Consider the following 2,509-nt stretch of genomic DNA (forward strand, 5'->3'; position numbering starts at 1 on the left):
GTGGCCGGGAGCGGGAGGTGCGGCCTGGAGCGGGAGGTGCGGCCGTGGGAAGGCGGTGCGCGCCCGCGGGGAGGCGGTGCGCGGAGTGGGAGGCGCGGAAAGGCGTGCGGTCGCGAGGGGCCCGCTCCGAGGCGGCCGGGGTGACGGCAGCGCGGAGCCGGCCCGCGCAGTACGCCGTGGGGTCGGCCTCGGCGGGTACACCGACGGCCGCGGAGTACGGCCCTCACGGCCGGGGAGCCCGCGGAGGCGAGCCGAGGCGAGCCGCCGCGACGGCCCCAGGCGCTTCAGCGAGCCACCTCCCACGGCGCCCCGGCCGACGCCCCGCACCGACCGGATGCCCGACGCCGGCACCGCCCCGACGCCCTGCCCTACGACGGCATGTGGTCCAGCCTCCGCAGGATCACGCCCTCTCGGAGGGCCCATGGGCAGATCTCCAGGGCCTCCACGCCGAAGAGGTCCATGGCGCCCTCGGCGACGAGCGCGCCCGCGAGGAGCTGGCCGGCGCGGCCCTCGGAGACGCCGGGGAGTTCCGCGCGCTGGGCGACGGTCATCCCCGTGAGCTTCGGCACCCAGGACTCCAGGGTCTCCCGCTTCAGCTCGCGCTGGACGTAGAGGCCCTCGGTGGAACGCGCGGCGCCACCCAGCCGTGCCAGCTGTTTGAAGGTCTTCGACGTGGCCACCACGTGGTCGGGGGTGCCGAAGCGGCTGAACTCCCCCACCGTCCGGGCGATCTCCGCTCGTACGTGGCGGCGGAGTGCCCTTATGTCGGCCGGGTCCGGCGGGTCCCCCGGCAGCCAGGCGGCCGTCAGCCGGCCCGCGCCCAGCGGCAGCGACACCGCCGCGTCCGGCTCCTCGTCGATGCCGTACGCGATCTCGAGGGAGCCGCCGCCGATGTCCAGGACCAGCAACTTGCCCACCGACCAGCCGAACCAGCGGCGGGCGGCCAGGAAGGTGAGGCGTGCCTCCTCCTCACCCGTCAGGACCTGCAGCTCGACACCCGTCTCGTCCCTCACGCGCGCGAGGACGTCGTCGGCGTTGCTGGCCTCTCGCACGGCGGACGTGGCGAACGGCAGCAGGTCCTCGACGCCCTTGTCCTCGGCGGCCTGGAGCGCCTCGTGGACCACGCCGACCAGTTTCTCCACGCCGTCGGAACCGATGGCCCCGCTGTCGTCGAGGAGCTGGGCGAGCCGCAGCTCCACCTTGTGCGAGTGCGCGGGCAACGGGCGCGCGCCTGGGTGGGCATCCACCACCAGCAGATGCACTGTGTTCGAACCCACGTCGAGGACACCGAGTCTCATGGACGGAACGCTACTGCCACCAGGAGCGTTCGCAGTGCTTCACGCCGTTCCCGGCGCCTTACCCTGGGACGCGTGCCAAAGACGAAAAAGGCGAAGGACGACAAAGCAACCAAGGCCGCCCAATCCGCCAAGGGTTCTTCGCAGGTGAAGCCGGCCAGGTCCGGCAAGCCGGGGAAGGACGCCCCGGAGCCCGACGAGAAGGGGCTCGACTTCGCGCGCGCGTGGGTGGAATTCCCTGATCCGGCGGACGAGGAGCAGGTCTTCCGCTGTGATCTGACCTGGCTGACCTCTCGCTGGAACTGCATCTTCGGAAGCGGTTGCCAGGGCATCCAGGCGGGCCGCGCGGACGACGGCTGCTGCACGCTGGGGGCGCACTTCTCGGACGAGGACGACGAGAAGCGGGTCGCCGAGCATGTGGCGAGGCTCACACCGGAGATCTGGCAGCACCACGACGTGGGAATGGAGACCGGCTGGGTCTCGGAGGACGAGGACGGGGACCGCCAGACCCGCCCGTACCAGGGTTCGTGCATCTTCCAGAACCGGCCCGGATTCCCGGGCGGCGCGGGCTGCTCCCTGCACATCCTGGCGCTCAGGGAGGGCCGCGAGCCCCTGGAGACGAAGCCGGACGTGTGCTGGCAGCTGCCGGTCCGGCGGACGTACGACTGGATCGACCGGCCCGACGACACGCGGGTGCTCCAGATCTCCATCGGCGAGTACGACCGGCGCGGCTGGGGTCCGGGCGGCCACGACCTGCACTGGTGGTGCACCTCGGCGACCTCGGCGCACGGCGCGGGTGAGCCGGTGTACGTCTCGTACCGGCCGGAGCTGATCGAGCTGATGGGCAAGGCGGGGTACGACCGCCTGGTCGAGCTGTGCGAGGAGCGACTGGCCTCGCGGCTGCCGCTGGTGGCGGCGCATCCGGCGGATCCGACGGATTGAGCCGGACTGAGTACGGGACGGACTGAGTACGGGCCTATCGAGTACGGACGGATCGAGTACGGACGGATCGAGTACGGACGGATCGAGTACGGACTGACTGTGGTCGGCTGACGTCAACGGCGGTTGGCGGCGCGGGGGGGGGGGTCGGTCGTGCGCGGCCCCGACCGTGCTCGTTCCCGTCGCGTACGGCGGCCCCGTTCCCGTATGCGACGGGCTGCCCACGCGCGCGTCCTAGGGTCTGTCCGGCCCTGAACCGCCGGACAGACCCTAGG

General features: G+C 72.3%; 2 protein-coding genes. One reads left to right on the forward strand and one right to left on the reverse strand.

The window, feature by feature from the left end:
• Positions 1 to 368: 368 nt before the first annotated feature.
• Complete coding sequence (locus FNH04_RS44750) at positions 369 to 1,298, reverse strand: Ppx/GppA phosphatase family protein (protein ID WP_152791957.1); 930 nt, start codon at positions 1,296 to 1,298, stop codon at positions 369 to 371.
• A 72-nt stretch (positions 1,299 to 1,370) separates the two neighbouring features.
• Here FNH04_RS44750 and FNH04_RS44755 point away from each other — a divergent pair, with 72 nt between their 5' ends.
• On the forward strand, positions 1,371 to 2,237 hold the full coding sequence (locus FNH04_RS44755; RefSeq protein WP_322725670.1) for a hypothetical protein: 867 nt from the start codon (positions 1,371 to 1,373) through the stop codon (positions 2,235 to 2,237).
• Positions 2,238 to 2,509 lie beyond the last annotated feature (272 nt).

Source organism: Streptomyces phyllanthi (assembly GCF_009377205.1).
Classification (GTDB): Bacteria; Actinomycetota; Actinomycetes; order Streptomycetales; family Streptomycetaceae; genus Streptomyces; species Streptomyces phyllanthi.